This is a genomic window from Ancylobacter vacuolatus, assembly GCF_030813595.1.
In the GTDB taxonomy this organism is placed as follows: Bacteria; Pseudomonadota; Alphaproteobacteria; order Rhizobiales; family Xanthobacteraceae; genus Ancylobacter; species Ancylobacter vacuolatus.
Genome location: NZ_JAUSUH010000002.1, coordinates 317,442 through 330,140, shown reverse-complemented (window position 1 = coordinate 330,140; position 12,699 = coordinate 317,442). Strand labels below are relative to the sequence as shown.

At 69.1% G+C, this 12,699-nt stretch carries 16 protein-coding genes; 7 read left to right on the top strand and 9 right to left on the bottom strand.

The window, feature by feature from the left end; genetic code table 11:
* Positions 1–2: 2 nt before the first annotated feature.
* The 4 genes from J2S76_RS05510 to J2S76_RS05495 form a co-directional block, all read right to left on the bottom strand.
* Positions 3–527, bottom strand: coding sequence for a DoxX family protein (locus tag J2S76_RS05510; protein WP_307058286.1), 525 nt, complete (start codon positions 525–527; stop codon positions 3–5).
* Entirely contained in the window at positions 524–1,294 is a 771-nt protein-coding gene (locus tag J2S76_RS05505) for an HvfC/BufC N-terminal domain-containing protein (RefSeq protein WP_307058284.1), read from the bottom strand. The genes J2S76_RS05510 and J2S76_RS05505 overlap by 4 nt, the downstream gene beginning before the upstream one ends.
* 3 nt (positions 1,295–1,297) lie before the next feature.
* Entirely contained in the window at positions 1,298–2,179 is an 882-nt protein-coding gene (gene bufB, locus J2S76_RS05500) for an MNIO family bufferin maturase (protein ID WP_370874697.1), read from the bottom strand.
* A 70-nt stretch (positions 2,180–2,249) separates the two neighbouring features.
* Complete coding sequence (locus tag J2S76_RS05495; RefSeq protein ID WP_018388373.1) at positions 2,250–2,537, bottom strand: BufA1 family periplasmic bufferin-type metallophore; 288 nt, start codon at positions 2,535–2,537, stop codon at positions 2,250–2,252.
* Between the two features lie 187 nt (positions 2,538–2,724).
* Here J2S76_RS05495 and J2S76_RS05490 point away from each other — a divergent pair, with 187 nt between their 5' ends.
* Together J2S76_RS05490 and J2S76_RS05485 are read left to right on the top strand one after the other, a co-directional pair.
* The gene (locus tag J2S76_RS05490; protein ID WP_018388372.1) at positions 2,725–3,261 is read left to right on the top strand and encodes a sigma-70 family RNA polymerase sigma factor; all 537 of its coding nucleotides are present in this window, start codon (positions 2,725–2,727) and stop codon (positions 3,259–3,261) included.
* Position 3,262: 1 nt separating this feature from the next.
* On the top strand, positions 3,263–3,901 hold the full coding sequence (locus J2S76_RS05485; RefSeq protein ID WP_307058279.1) for an NrsF family protein: 639 nt from the start codon (positions 3,263–3,265) through the stop codon (positions 3,899–3,901).
* Positions 3,902–3,924: 23 nt separating this feature from the next.
* Here J2S76_RS05485 and J2S76_RS05480 read toward each other — a convergent pair whose 3' ends face one another.
* A complete protein-coding gene (locus tag J2S76_RS05480) occupies positions 3,925–4,368 on the bottom strand; it encodes an SRPBCC family protein (RefSeq protein WP_307058277.1) in 444 nt (147 codons plus the stop codon).
* A gap of 152 nt (positions 4,369–4,520) precedes the next feature.
* On the opposite strand from J2S76_RS05480, the gene J2S76_RS05475 reads away from it, so the two are divergent.
* Genes J2S76_RS05475 through J2S76_RS05455 form a run of 5 tightly spaced genes read left to right on the top strand, consistent with a single transcriptional unit; the run spans position 4,521 to position 7,999 of the window.
* Positions 4,521–4,937, top strand: coding sequence for a VOC family protein (locus J2S76_RS05475; RefSeq protein WP_307058276.1), 417 nt, complete (start codon positions 4,521–4,523; stop codon positions 4,935–4,937).
* A gap of 13 nt (positions 4,938–4,950) precedes the next feature.
* On the top strand, positions 4,951–6,036 hold the full coding sequence (locus J2S76_RS05470) for a WD40/YVTN/BNR-like repeat-containing protein (RefSeq protein WP_307058274.1): 1,086 nt from the start codon (positions 4,951–4,953) through the stop codon (positions 6,034–6,036).
* A gap of 5 nt (positions 6,037–6,041) precedes the next feature.
* A complete protein-coding gene (locus J2S76_RS05465) occupies positions 6,042–6,350 on the top strand; it encodes a ubiquitin family protein (protein ID WP_307058272.1) in 309 nt (102 codons plus the stop codon).
* 24 nt (positions 6,351–6,374) lie between these two features.
* On the top strand, positions 6,375–6,746 hold the full coding sequence (locus J2S76_RS05460) for a YciI family protein (RefSeq protein WP_307058270.1): 372 nt from the start codon (positions 6,375–6,377) through the stop codon (positions 6,744–6,746).
* Entirely contained in the window at positions 6,746–7,999 is a 1,254-nt protein-coding gene (locus tag J2S76_RS05455) for an RNA polymerase sigma factor (protein ID WP_307058268.1), read from the top strand. Before J2S76_RS05460 ends, J2S76_RS05455 begins: the two co-directional genes overlap by 1 nt.
* Here J2S76_RS05455 and xth read toward each other — a convergent pair.
* From xth to J2S76_RS05435, 4 genes are all read right to left on the bottom strand, one after another.
* Complete coding sequence (gene xth, locus J2S76_RS05450; protein WP_307058266.1) at positions 7,996–8,802, bottom strand: exodeoxyribonuclease III; 807 nt, start codon at positions 8,800–8,802, stop codon at positions 7,996–7,998. The genes J2S76_RS05455 and xth overlap by 4 nt on opposite strands.
* Positions 8,803–8,858: 56 nt before the next feature.
* Positions 8,859–10,970 carry a catalase gene (gene katE / locus J2S76_RS05445; protein WP_307058264.1) on the bottom strand — a complete coding sequence of 704 codons (2,112 nt, stop codon included), beginning with the start codon at positions 10,968–10,970 and terminating at the stop codon, positions 8,859–8,861.
* A 131-nt stretch (positions 10,971–11,101) separates the two neighbouring features.
* A complete protein-coding gene (locus J2S76_RS05440; RefSeq protein WP_307058262.1) occupies positions 11,102–11,662 on the bottom strand; it encodes a DNA-3-methyladenine glycosylase in 561 nt (186 codons plus the stop codon).
* Positions 11,663–11,729: 67 nt separating this feature from the next.
* Positions 11,730–12,695 carry an ABC transporter substrate-binding protein gene (locus J2S76_RS05435; RefSeq protein WP_307058261.1) on the bottom strand — a complete coding sequence of 322 codons (966 nt, stop codon included), beginning with the start codon at positions 12,693–12,695 and terminating at the stop codon, positions 11,730–11,732.
* Positions 12,696–12,699 lie beyond the last annotated feature (4 nt).

Genomic DNA, 12,699 nt, shown 5'->3' with positions numbered 1-12,699 from the left:
TGTCAGGGCTGTGGCGGCAACGCCCGCCGCCACAGCCCCTCGACCCCCAGGGGGCCGCCGCCGAACACCACCAGCGCAAAAGCCATGGCGGCCCAGGGCAGGTGAAAATTCGCCCAGCCCTCGGGAATGGTGAGCTGGATGATGGCGGTCATGACCAGCAGGCCGAGCGCGGCGAAGCGGGTGCCGAGGCCGAGCAGCAAGAAAAGCGGCAGCACGATCTCGCCCGTTCCCGCCGCCGCCGCCATCAGTGTGGGGAAGGGATAGGCATAGGTGCCGCCGAAGAGGTGTAGCCGGAACTCCTCCTCGAACAGGAAGTGCGCCCCGGCGGACAGGGTGAGAAACCCGTCCCATTTGGTGAGGCCCGATAGCAAGAATGGCACCGCCAGCGCGACGCGCAGGCTCAGGAGTGGCAAGGCGGGCGGGATCGACGCTAGCAGACCGTCCGCCCGTTCGAGCGGCGCGAGGAGCGTGCGCGGCGGCAGGGCACGGGTTTCAGCGGCCGTGTCAGGATTGATGGCAGGTTTCATGGCACGTCCCCTTGATGGATGCCGGCAAAGGCACTGAGGGTGAGAAGGCCGACCAGGGCGGCGCCGAAATCGAAGGTGGGTTCCTCGGTGAGAGCGGCCTCCGCCGCCGCGCCGAGCGTGCCGCCGGCAAACAGAAGCGCGGCGAACAGCCCGTCGCTGGCCGGCAGGACATGGACGTTCACCGCCATCTCCGGCCGCACGACCAGCACGGTCTCGGGCTGCCACGCCTCGATGTCGGCGAGCTCCGTGCCCTGATGCGCGGCCCAGATCGCGCCGGCGGGATAGGGCGAGCGCAGCAGCGTAGCGGAAGGGTGCGGTTTCAGGGTGAGCGTCGCCAGCGCCTCCGGGGTGAAGGCGGCGAGCCGGGAAAAGGCGAGCGGAGCGGCATCGGCCGCGTGGTAGGCCCGCGTCCAGGCGGCTTCCAGCCGGGCGACATCGGGGAGATAGGGCAGCGTCTGCGCCGGTTCGAAGCCGGCAATGAAATCGGGGAAGTCGTCGCCATAGTCGATGATCAGCGGCGAGGACGGCTTATGGTCCTGCGCATAGGCCCGCGCCATGCCGGCGAAGAATTCCGCGCCCACCAGCCGCTCCGTCACGCCGAAGCGCTGCGCCAGGGCGCGGGTCAGGCCGACATGGACATTGTTGCGATAGACCGCGAAGCGGGCCGCATCGACCGCCCCGCCGGCGCCTGTCAGGCCCAAGGGCAGGGGGGCGTCGGCATGGAGCAGCGCCTGCGCGAAGGCATGCTGGCCCGTGGCGAAATCCATGGCTCAGCCCGCCCGCTTCAGCACGTTGCGCCGGACCGCCTGCCCGGCGATCAACGCGTCGACGCGCACCGCCTCGGCATGGAGCGTGGGGAAGGCCGGCACGTCATTGTCCCATTCGATCAGCGTCGGCAGCGGCCCGGTGCGCGCCAGAGTGAGCTCGTACAGCGCCATGACGTCGGTCTTGACCGGTGAGCCATGGGCGTCGATCAGCAGCCGGTCGCCGGCGCCGTCCACCGTCTCGTCATAGCCGGCCAGATGGATCTCGCCGACGCGCTCGACCGGGAAACGGTCGATATAGGCGGTCGGGTCCAGCCGGTGATTGACGCAGGACACCATCACATTGTTGACGTCGAGCAGCAGGCCGCAGCCGGTGCGCTCCGCGACCGCCTCCAGGAAGTCGATCTCATCGATCGTGCTCTCGGCGAACAGCAGATAGGTCGACGGGTTCTCCAGCAGCAGCTGCCGCCCGATCGCCTGCTGCGCCTCGTCGACATGTTCGCTCACCCGCGCCAGCGTTTCCGGCGTGTAGGGCAGCGGCAGCAGGTCGTTGAGAAAGCCGGTATCGTGCGTCGACCAGGCCAGGTGCTCGGAGAAGCTCTGCGGCCGGTAGCGGTCGATCAGGTCGCGCAGCCGGCGCAGATGCGTCGCGTCGAGCGGTCCCGCCGCGCCGATGGAGAGGCCGACGCCGTGCAGCGAGAGCGGGTAGAGGCCGGCCACCGCTTCCAGATAGAGGTGCGGCGGCCCGCCGGCGCCCATGTAGTTCTCGGCATGGACCTCGAAGAAGCCGATATCCGGGCGCGCCTCCAGCACATGGCTGTAATGCTCGGGCTTGAGCCCGAGCCCGGCGCGGGCGGGCAGACAGTCGCGGGGGACGGCGTTCATCATCGGTCTCGCGGCATCGGGGACGGGGCAAGGCGGGAAGAGGAGGCCCGCGGCGCGGGCCTCCTGAGCCGGCTCAGCTCTTGATCGGGGTCAGCGAGCCCATATGCATGCCGCCCTTCATGGTCACGCAAGTGCCCTTGGGAACCGCCTTCCAGGCATTGCCCTGATAGTCCATGGTCGACGTGCCGGCGCAGGTGGTGCCGGCGCCGGCGGCGCAGTCATTCTGTCCCTTCAGGGCAACGCCGTAGCACTTCTCGTTGCCGGCCATCTTTTCCGGCGACAGCGGGGCGGCGAAGGCGGCGCCGGCAAGGGCAGTGGCGAGGGAGCCGGCGAGCGCGAGAGCGAGGGTCGAGCGGTTCATGGGTCGTCTCCTGTTGAACGGTGCAGCGGGCCGTGCTTGACCCTGCATCGGTCCATTCGAGACGGGAGCCGGCGGTGTTACGCTCCTCTCCGACACGAATTCGTGATGAGGTGGGCGTGGCTTTCGCAGATTATTTCCGCCCGTCCGTAACAAGGCGGCCCGGGCGCGCGAAAAGGAGAGACCGGCGTTGAGCGGCAAGAACGAGCGCGAACTTGCCGATCTGCTCCGCGCCGCCCTCGCGGGCGACGAGCGCTGCTATTCAGCGTTTCTCGACCGTGTCGCGGGCCTTGTCCGTGCCTATGCGCGCGGCAAGATCACCCATGGCGGGGTCGATGCGGAAGATGTGGTGCAGGAGGTGCTGCTGGCGATCCATCTGAAGCGCCATACATGGCTGCCCGAGGCGCCGGTTCTGCCCTGGGTCTATGCCATTGCGCGCTTCAAGCTGATCGACGCCTTCCGCCGGCGTGGCCGGCGGGTGGAGATCGACGTCGACGACATTGCCGAAACCTTCGCCCAGCCGGAGGTCGAGACGGTGAGCGCGCGCGACATCACCCGGGCGCTCGACGGGCTCGCGCCGACGCAGCGCTCGGTGGTGGCGGCGATTTCGGTCGACGGCCGCTCGGTCGAGGAGACGGCGCGGACCTATGCGATGACCGAGGCGGCGGTGCGGGTGGCGCTGCACCGGGGACTGGCCGCGATCGCGCGGCGATTTGGACGTGAGTGACATGGACACGCAAGACCTCATCCGGGCGATGGCCGCCGATACACGCCGCCAGGCGCTGCCGCTGGCAACCGCCTGGCGCGTGGCGCTGGCGCTCGCGCTTGTGCTGGCGGGTGCGGTGTTTGCGCTCGCCCTCGGTCCACGCCCCGATGCGCTGGCCTCGCTGGAGACGGCGCGCTTCGTGTTCAAATTCGTGGTGACGCTCGCTTTGGCCGCCAGCGCCTTTGTCCTGCTGCGCCGGCTGGTGCGGCCGGGCGAGGAGGCGCGCGCGCCGCTGGGCTGGCTGCTGGCTGGGCCGCTGCTGCTGCTCGCCGCGGTGGGGCTGGAACTGCTGGCGGTTCCCTCTGCCGACTGGGCCGTGCGGCTGGTCGGGGTCAATGCCCGCGTCTGCCTCACCTTCATTCCGCTGATCGGCGCCGCGCCGCTGGTGGTGTTCCTGGCGGTGCTGCGCCATGGCGCGCCGGCGCGCCCGGCGCTGGCCGGCGCGGTGGCGGGGCTGCTGGCGGGCGGGCTGGCGGGCGCGTTCTATGCCGCCCATTGCCCGGACGATTCCCCGCTCTTCGTCGCCGCCTGGTACAGCCTGGCCATTGCCGGCCTCGCCGGGGCGGGGGCGCTCCTCGCCCCGCGCGTGGCGCGCTGGTAGGGCGCGCCGCCCGGCCTTGTGCTCTAGCCGGGGATCTCCGGCTCCACCAGCCGGGCGAGGTTCTCCAGCGACTGCTGCCAGCCCAGCGTGCAGGCCTCGGGCGGAATGGCGTCCGGTATGCCCGCCTGCTCGATCTCCAGCTCGGTGCCCACCGACACCTCCCTCAGGCTGACGCTCACCACAATCTCGCCAGGCAAGGCGGGGTCGTCGAAGCGGTCGGTGTAGCGCAGGCTCTTGCCGGGGTTCAGCTCCAGATAGGTGCCGCCGAAGGCATGGCTGGCGCCGGTGGTGAAGTTGCGGAACGCCATCCGGAACGTGCCACCGACGCGGGCATCGAGATGGTCCACGGTGCAGGTGAAGCCGTTCGGCGGAATCCACTTCGCCAGCGCGTCCACCTCGATAAAGGCGCGGTAGACCTTCTCCGGGCGGGTTGCGAGGACGCGGTGCAGGCGTATCGTGCTGGGCATGGCGGGTGAGCCTCCTGATCTGCCGGTGATGCCCAAGGACGCGCGATCCGGCCACCCGCCGACAGGGCCGCGAAAATTTTCTCAGTCCCTGTCGGTTCCGCGCGTCGCCGATCGTCCTCGGGTCGTCGAAGGCAATCAAGGGGAGAACCGCAATGAACGTGCAGGCCTATCTGATGTTCAACGGGCGCACCGAAGAGGCGCTGGCGTTCTACGCCCAGGCGGTGGGGGCTGAGGTGACGGCGCTGATGCGCTTTGGCGAGGCGCCCGAGGCACCGCCGCCGGGCATGATACCGGAGGGCTGGGACGACAAGGTGATGCATGCCAGCTTCCGCGTCGGTGACGCTGAGCTGATGGCGTCCGATGGCTGCCAGTCCGACGCGGCCGGCTTTGCCGGCGTCTCGCTGGCGCTGTCGGTCGCGACAACGCAAGAGGCCGAGACGCGGTTTGCCGCCCTGTCCGAGGGCGGGCAGGTGACGATGCCGCTCGGCCCCACCTTCTTCGCCCCGGCCTTCGGCTCGCTCGTCGACCGTTTCGGCGTGTCCTGGATGGTCGTGGTCGTGGTGAGTTGAGGGGGAGGCGGCGATGGCACGGCAGGTTTTCGTTCTCGTCGGCACCCGTAAGGGCGCCTTTGTGCTGGAGAGCGACGCGACGCGGCGCGCCTGGCAGCTGCGCGGCCCGTTCTGCGAGACATGGCCGACCAACCATGTGGTCGCCGATCCTTTGAGCGGCACGCTCTATGCCGGCGGCGGCAATGAATGGTTCGGCCCGGCAGTGTGGAAATCGACTGATCTCGGCGCCAGCTGGACCCATTCGAGCCAGGGCCTCGCCTATGAGGCCGGGCAGGCGCCGGTGAAATCGGTCTGGAGCCTCGCCGTCGGCGCCGATGGCAGCCTCTATGCCGGCGTCGAGCCGGCCGGGCTGTTCCGCAGCACCGATGGCGGGGTGAGCTGGACCCACATCGACGGCTTGCAAAAGCACCCGAGCCGGCCGGAATGGAACCCCGGCGGCGCCGGGCTGATCCTGCATTCGCTGGTGCTCGACCCGGCCGATCCGAACAAGATCTGGGTCGGCATTTCCGCCGCGGGCGTTTTCGCCAGCGAGGATGGCGGCGCCACCTGGGAAGCCCGCAACCGCGGGACCCGCGCCGACTTCATGCCGGAGGGGCAGAACTATCTGGAGTTCGGCCAGTGCGTGCACTGCCTGGTGATGGCGCCGGGCGGGCGCGGCCGACTCTACCAGCAGAACCATTGCGGCATGTACCGCTCCGACGATGGCGGCCGCAGCTGGGAGAGCATCGAAAAGGGCCTGCCCTCCTCCTTCGGCTTTCCGGCCGCCGTGCATCCGCGCGACCCGGACGGGCTCTATCTCATCCCGCTGAACGGCGACATCAAGGGCCGCTTCATGCCGGAGGGCAACGCCGCCGTGTGGCGAACGGGGGACGCCGGCGCCAGCTGGCAGGCGAACCGCGCCGGCCTGCCGCAGGGCGGCGCCTATTTCAACGTGCTGCGCCAGGCGATGGCGACCGACACGCTAGAGCCGGCTGGGGTCTATTTCGGCAGCAATGCCGGCGGGCTCTATGCCAGCACGGATGAGGGCGAGAGCTGGGACTGCGTGGCCCCGCATCTGCCGACCATCACCTCGGTCGAAACGCTGGTGCTGGAGCGGTGAAGCCGATGGGCGGGCAAGAGCCGGCGGCGGCTTCGCATGACGGCCCCGCCCCCGTCCTTGTGCGCCTGCCGCCGCATCTCGTCGTGCTGTTTCCCGGCGCCGACCGGCTGGTGCCGGTGAACGCTTCAAGCGTCGCGGAGATGGTCGACGGGCTCGACGCGCTCTGGCCCGGCATGCGCGAGCGCATCTGCGACGAGACGCCGGCGATCCGGCGCCATATCAACGTTTTCGTCGCCGGCCGCCGCGCCCGTCTCTCCACCCTGCTCGCCCCCGGGGCGGATGTCTTCGTCATCACCGCGATCAGCGGCGGCTGATCCCTGTCTCACGAAAGGTGCCCCATGTTCTACGCCCTGCTCTGCTACCACCAGGAAGATGTCGTCTGCGCCTGGACCAAGGAAGAGGACGACGCCGTGATGGCGCGGCTCGGCATCGTCCATGAGCGGCTGACGGCGGCCGGCAAGCTCGGCCCGGCCGCGCGGCTGCTGCCCACCACCGCCGCCACCACGCTGCGCAAGGACCAGGATCCGCCGCTCGTGCTCGACGGCCCCTTCGCCGAGACCAAGGAGCAGTTGCTCGGCTTCTACATCCTCGACTGTGCCGATCTGGAAGAGGCGCTCGGCATCGCCCGCGAGCTCGGCGTCGCCAATCCCGGCGGCTGCTATGAGGTACGCCCGGTCGGCCTGTTCCTTGATGGCGGCGCGCGGCCCTGATGGACGCGGCGCGGAGCATCGGCACCACGCTCACGGCGGCGCGCCCGCAGGCACTCGCGGCACTGCTGCGCTATTTCCGCGATCTCGACCTCGCCGAGGAGGCCTTTCAGGAGGCGTGCCTGCGGGCGCTGAAGAGTTGGCCGCAGAACGGACCGCCGCGCGACCCTGCCGCCTGGCTGATCTTTGTCGGCCGCAATGTCGCGCTCGACAGTGTGCGGCGGCGCGCAAAGCAGGCGGAACTGCCGCCCGAGGAAGTCTTCTCCGACACCGAAGACGCCGAGGCGGAGATCGCCGCGCGCATGGACGGCGCCCATTACCGAGACGACGTGCTGCGCCTTCTGTTCATCTGCTGCCATCCCGAGCTGCCGGCGACGCAGCAGATCGCGCTCGCGCTGCGCATCGTCTCGGGCCTCTCCGTCGGCCAGATCGCCCGCGCCTTTCTGGTCAGCGAGGCGGCGATGGAACAGCGCCTCACGCGGGCCAAGGCCCGCATCGCCCGGGCGCAAAGCGGGGAGGGCGGGGTGCCTTTCGAGCCGCCGGGGCCGGTGGAGCGGGCGGAGCGGCTCGGCGCTGTCGCCGCCATGCTCTACCTCATCTTCAACGAGGGTTATTCCGCCGCCGGCGACCAGACTGCCGCCCGCGAGCCGCTGTGCGAGGAAGCGATCCGCCTCGCCCGGCTGCTGCTGCGCCTGTTTCCGGCCGAGCCGGAGATCATGGGTCTTGCCGCCCTCATGCTGCTCCAGCACGCCCGGGCCTCTGCCCGCTTCGATGCCGGGGGCGCGGTGATCCTGCTCGACCAGCAGGACCGCGCCCTGTGGAACCGGGCGATGATCGCCGAGGGCCTCGCGCTGCTCGAAAAGGCCATCCGCCACCGCAGGCCGGGAGCCTATCAGGTGCAGGCGGCGATTGCGGCGCTGCATGCGCGGGCGGAGACGCCCGAGGCCACCGACTGGGCGCAGATCGACCTGCTCTACGGCACGCTGGAGATCCTCCAACCCTCGCCCGTGGTGACGCTCAACCGCGCAGTGGTGATTTCCAAGCTCCGCGGGCCGGAAGCGGCGCTCGCCATGGTGGAGCCGCTGGGCGACCGGCTGGGCGGCTATTTTCATTATCACGGCCTGCGCGGGGCGCTGCTGATGCAGCTCGGCCGGACCAGGGAGGCGCGTGAGGGCTTCATGACCGCCATCAGCCTCGCCACCACGCCGGCCGAAGCCGCGCATATCCGCGGCCATCTCGACGGGTTGAAGCTTTAACCTGCCGGCTTGCGGCGCCGGGCCGCGCGGGCGGGTGCCAACTCGATCCAGGCCGGGGCGTGGTCGCTCGCCTTCTCCCAGCTGCGCACGGCACGGTCGACCCCGGCGGCGGAGAGGCGCGGCGCCAGTTTGGGGCTGAGCAGCAGGTGATCGAGCCGCAGGCCGGCGTCGCGCGCGAAGGCGTGGCGGAGATAGTCCCAGAAGGTGTAGAGCCGCGCGTCGGGATGCCGCGCGCGCAGCGCATCGGTCCAGCCCTGCGCGATGAGCGCATGGAAGGCCGCGCGCACCTCCGGACGGAACAGCGCGTCGTCCACCCAGCGCTCGGGCTTATACACGTCGAGTTCGGTCGGCATCACATTGTAGTCGCCGGCGAGGATGACGGGCACGTCGAGCGCCAGCAGTTCCGCCGCATGGGCGGCGAGCCGCGCGAACCAGCGCCGCTTGGCGTCGAATTTCGCCCCCGGCGCCGGATTGCCGTTCGGCAGATACAGGCAGCCGATCAGCAGGCCCTCGACCGCCGCCTCGATATAGCGGGCCTGTTCGTCATCCGGATCGCCCGGCAGCCCCCGCCTTGTCTCGATCGGTTCGCGCCCGAGGGCGAGGATGGCGACGCCGTTCCAGCTCTTCTGGCCGTGCCAGATCGCGCCATAGCCGGCCTGCTCGATGGCGCGGATGGGAAAGCGCGCGTCCGGCGCCTTCAGCTCCTGCAGGCACACCGCATCCGGGCGCGCCTCCTCCAGCCAGCGCAGCAGCACGGCGAGCCGACCATTGATGCCGTTGACGTTGAAGGTGGCGATCTTCATCGGCGCGGTTCGGGCAAAAAGCGGGGAGCGGCGCCGGTGCGCGCCGCCCCGCCGTGTCAGAGCTTGACCGCGCCCTCGCGCGCCCACAGGCGCAGCGTGCGGCAGCTCGCGATGAAGGCGTCCACCGACGCGCCCTCCTCCAGCGCGATCAGCCCCTCATCTTCATCCGGGGCGACGCCGGCCTTGGCCATCAGCGGCAGGGCGGCGGCGGTGAAGCCGATGAACTTGCAATGGGCGAAGGCGTCCGCCACGAAGTCGCGCGCCGCCGCCTCGCCCGCCAGTCGTTCGGCGCCCTCTTCCGACAGCAGCAGCGCCACCGCGTCGAACAGCACCGAGGGGCCGCCATCGATCATGTGATGGGCGGGAAGCTTGGTGCCGTCGGCGGTCTCGACGCCGCCGACCTTCGGCGCGATCAGCTCCATCGTCGCGCCTTCCGCCGCCAGCGCCGCCTGGAGCGCCGTCAGCAGTGCGCCGTCGCAGCCATTGCTGACCAGCACGCCGACCTTGCGGCCTTTGAAGCTCTCAGGCCCGTTCTGGATGATGCTGAGCGCGGGCGAGGCGGGCAGGTCGTCGCGCGGGGTCACCGCCGCCTCGGCGGGCTTGGGCAGCGTCTCGATGCCGAGCTTGTCGGCCACCGTGGCGCCCAGAGCCGCGTCGATGGTGAGCAGATGCGCCACCATCCGCTCGCGGATCACCACGTCTTCCACCTTGGCGAGCTCGAAGGTCAGCGCCATGGCGATGTGCTTCTGCTCTGGCCCGGTCTGGCTGTTGAAGAACTGCCGCGCCTGGCTGTAATGGTCCGCGAAGCTTTCCGGCCGCAGCCGCACTTTCGGCGCTTCGATCTCCTCGGCGAAGGAGCGGAAGCCGCGCACCGGGTCGGGGCGAGGCCCCTCGCCGCGCGAATTCGGCTGGTAGTTGGTGCGCCCCACCGGGTTGCGCATCGCCATGTGCCCGTCCTGCTGGAAATGGGCGAAGGGGCATTTCGGCGCGTTGATCGGGATATGGGTGAAGTTCGGGCTGCCGAGCCGCTTCAGCTGGGTGTCGAGATAGGAGAAGTTGCGGCCCTGCAGCAGCGGGTCGTTGGAGAAATCGATGCCCGGCGGCACGTTCTGCGTCATGAACGCCACCTGCTCGGTCTCGGCGAAGAAATTGTCCGGCATCCGGTCCAGCACCAGCCGGCCGATCGGCACCGGCTTGAGGATCTCTTCCGGGATCAGCTTGGTCGGGTCGAGCACGTCGAAATCGAAGCTGTCGGCGAACTCCTGGTCGAACAGCTGCACGCACAGTTCCCATTCCGGGAAATTGCCGGACTGGATGGCCTCCCACAAATCGCGGCGATGGAAATCCGGGTCCGCCCCATTGATCTTCACCGCCTCGTTCCACACCACCGATTGCAGGCCGAGCTTGGGCTTCCAGATGAACTTGACGAAGGTGGATTCGTCCTGCGCGTTCAGCAGGCGGAAGGTGTGGACGCCGAAGCCTTCCATGAAGCGGAAGGAGCGCGGGATCGCCCGGTCGGACATCACCCACATGATCATGTGCATGGATTCCGGGGTCAGCGAAATGAAGTCCCAGAAATTGTCATGCGCCGACTGCGCCTGCGGAAAGGCGCGGTCCGGCTCCGGCTTCACCGCGTGGATGATATCGGGAAACTTGATCGCGTCCTGGATGAAGAACACCGGGATGTTGTTACCGACGAGGTCCCAATTGCCCTCCTGCGTGTAGATCTTGACCGCGAAGCCGCGCACGTCGCGGGCGAGGTCGAACGAGCCCTTGGAGCCCGCCACCGTCGAGAAGCGGACAAAGGCCGGGGTCTTCTCGCCGGCGCGCTGGAACAGGTCGGCGCGGGTGTATTTCGCCAGCGATTCATAGGTTTCGAAATAGCCATGCGCGCCATAACCGCGCGCATGCACCACGCGCTCGGGAATGCGCTCATGGTCGAAATGGAACATCTTCTCGCGAAAGTGGAAGTCCTCGATCAGCGCCGGGCCGCGCGCCCCCACTTTCAGCGAGTTCTGGTCGTCCGCCACCGGCCCGCCCTGGGCGGTCGTCATGACAGGCGTGTCGCCCTGAGCGAACTGGTGTAGCTCCCCGCCAGTGCCACGCGTCAGCGTCTGGTCGTGAATCCTGGCGGTTGACCCTGCGGCCCCCTTGGTCTTGCGTGCCATGTGTCTGCGCTCCCTGGGCGTGCGATCGGTGATCGGTCGTTGCGTCTCTAACCGCAGGGGAGGGGTTTCGTTGCCGGCGAGGACGCTTTCGCGGGGCAGATTCGTCTGCTCCGGGCGACGCGCTTCGCCGGCTACCGGCCAGGGGTACTCGGTGAGGGTCGGGCGAAGCGCCGGCTGAGAAAGGGCGAGCCGCGCAGCCCGAAGCGCCAGGGTTCATCCACCGCCTGGGTGATGCCGATACGCGGTCCGCTGACGATGTCGGGCACGCCCTCGCGCTCCCGCCATTCAAAGGGCGGGCGGTCGAGCGGCGCGCCATCGAGGGCGCCTGTTATGGCGAGCGCCTGGGTGAGCCGACCGGGTCCCGCGCAGAGCCGGGCCGCCCCGCCCCGGCGTTCCGCCATGCGCTCCAGCCCGATCAGCGGCGCCAGCGCCCGCACCAGCACGGCGCCATGGCCCTGCGCCACGATGTTGAAGCACCAGTGCAGGCCGTAGGAGCGGTAGACATAGGCATGGAAGGGCGGCCCGAACATCGCGGCATTGCGCCGGCCCGGGCCGGAAAAGCTGTGCGAGGCGGGGTCGTCGCGGCGATAGGCCTCGGTCTCGACGATGAGCCCGCCCACCCCGTCGACCAGCAGCGTCACGCCGATCAGGCGGGGCGCGAGGGCGAGCGCGTCGCCGTCAAACTGAATCATGACGCGAGCTTATCACGAGCCATGCGGCGGGAGGGGGCGCCCGGCCCCCTCGGAAGATGCGGCCCGTTCAGAACGGGCTGTCGGGGAAGTAGAACTGCGCCGCGTTCTCCGCCGTGATCAGCGTCGAGCCGATGATGAAGCGGCCATAGACCGGCGTGGCGGACACGAAGTTCAGCGCCGTGACCTCCAGCGCGGTGGAGATCAGCGCCGGGGGATAGGACACGTCGACCGGGATCTGCGTGTCCTTGTCCATCACCCGCTTGATGATCTGCTTCATGCCGGCGCCGCCGACGATCCACATTTCCTTCTGCCGCCCGGACTGGGCGATGGCCTCCATGACGCCGATCGCCATGTCGTCATCGGCCGCCCAGACGGCGTCGATCTTCTTGTGCTTGGACAGGTAGTCCTGCATCACCGAGAACGCCTTGTCGCGGTTCCAATTGCCGTGCTGCATGTCGAGGATCTCGATCCCCGAGCCGGCAATGGCCGCCTGGAAAGCTTCGACGCGCTCATTGTCGAGCGTGGTCGGGATGCCACGCAGCACCACGATCTTGGCGCCGGGCTTCAGGTTGGCCTTGAAGTACTCGCCCGAGACGCGACCGAAGGCGGTGTTGTCGCCGGCGACATAGAGGTCCTCGATGCCGGCCTGCGAGAGGCCGCGATCGACCACCGTCACCCATTTGCCGGCGTCCTTCACCGCCTTGACCGGGCTGGTCAGCGGCTCGGATTCGAAGGGCAGCACGACAAGCGCGTCGATGTTGCGGGTCGCCACCATGTCCTCGATGTCATTGACCTGCTTGCCGACCGCGCCGGCGGTGGCGAGCACGAATTCGAGGTTAGGATAGGTCGCCTTCAGCCGCTTGATGGTGTCCTGCGCGTGCCAGTTCAGCCCGCCCATGAAGCCGTGGGTGGCGGAGGGGATCGAGACGCCGATCACCGCCTTCTTGCCCTGTGCCATGGCGGGCAGGGAGAGGCCGGTGGCGGCAGCCGCGGTGCCAATGGCGGCGGTGGTGAGAAATGTCCTGCGTTCCATTGTG